Annotated in this window: 1 protein-coding gene; it reads right to left on the reverse strand. The window is 37.4% G+C overall.

The features are described from left to right. A partial coding sequence (locus ACZFYI_RS20385) for a family 20 glycosylhydrolase (RefSeq protein ID WP_462525953.1) occupies nt 1-1365 on the reverse strand: 1365 nt, incomplete at both ends.

The raw sequence follows: 1365 nt of genomic DNA on the forward strand, positions 1-1365 counted from the left end.
GTATGAAAAATTTTGATCGGAACACCTGCATCTTTGTACATGGTAAGAATTTCATCAACCACTTTTTCATAAAAAACAAATGCTGATTCCTGACAGATACAGATTGTATTTCCCCTGAAATTTTGGGCTGAAAGGTATTGGGATTTATCATCCAAATCCTCCAAAAGATATTCCAAAGCCCCTTTTTCATCACCGGATTTCATTTTGTCAAGGTACCTTTTTCTCATAGATATGATGGCAGCGCGGGAATGTCCCTGAGCACCTATCTCAGGAATGACCTCGATATGTCGCTCTTTTGCATATTTCAATATTTCTTTGAAATCCTCTGTTGTATAAAATCCAGAACCGCTTGGCGATTTCTTTTTGTCAGGGCCTGAAGCGTAATAAGGCCACAAAAATTGAGATTCATCTTTGGAATGGCCCCTCTTACTTCCAACATCTGTCAATTCGGGCAGTCCGGGGATTTCAATCCTCCATCCCTCGTCATTGGCAAGATTAAAATGAAAGACATTCAACTTATAAAAAGCCATCAGATCCAACAGCTTGAATACCGCTTCTTTGGATTGGAAATTACGCGCTACATCAAGGAAAAATCCGCGATACCCAAATCTAGGTTCGTCCTCAATTGATATTTTAGGGAGTTTCAATTCATCTACCGGATTTTGAAAAGATGAAACTGGCACCAAAGCCAAAAGAGATTGAGTACCATAAAAAGCTCCTTTAGGATCAAAAGCATGGATTTCAACTTTTTCACCAATATTCAATTCATAAGCTTCCTGATTTGATTGGGTTTTACTTTTTAGGAAAGAAATTGTTGCATCAGGTGATGTCGAGATTTTAATGTTCCCTTTAAAAACAGGTGAAAGCAATTCTTTGAGAAATGCTGCCTCTTTTTCAAAAATTGTATCCGAATAAATTGAAATCTCATTTTTGATCAATAATTCGCCGCTACCCCAAGCATAAGATTTAGGACTTGGAATGATAGGACTGAAATCATTCTTATCCAAAAGAGTCAAGTTTTGGTTTTGGTCAAAAAGCAGTGTAGGACTTGGGATTGGTAAAGTGGAACCCGAGGTCGCGTTTAATTGAGCCTCAATTTCAATTTTGGAAGCAGAATAATCAGTGATTGAAAAACCTTGTTCTTTTCCATCCAAGACTATGTAAAGTCCAGAGGGAACATGACTGTTTTTAAGCAGAAAATTATCTGAGGAATAAGAAAACGTGTAGGATTCATTTTGCTCCAAAACAGGAAAGCCCTCCTTTGGTTTTATTCTGAAAAAATCTCCCGACAGGTGTTCTATTGAAACCAAAGAATCCAAAACCTGAGGATTTACCGATAGAAAAATGGTATTGAAATAAATTTCC

Source organism: Aquiflexum sp., assembly GCF_977115555.1.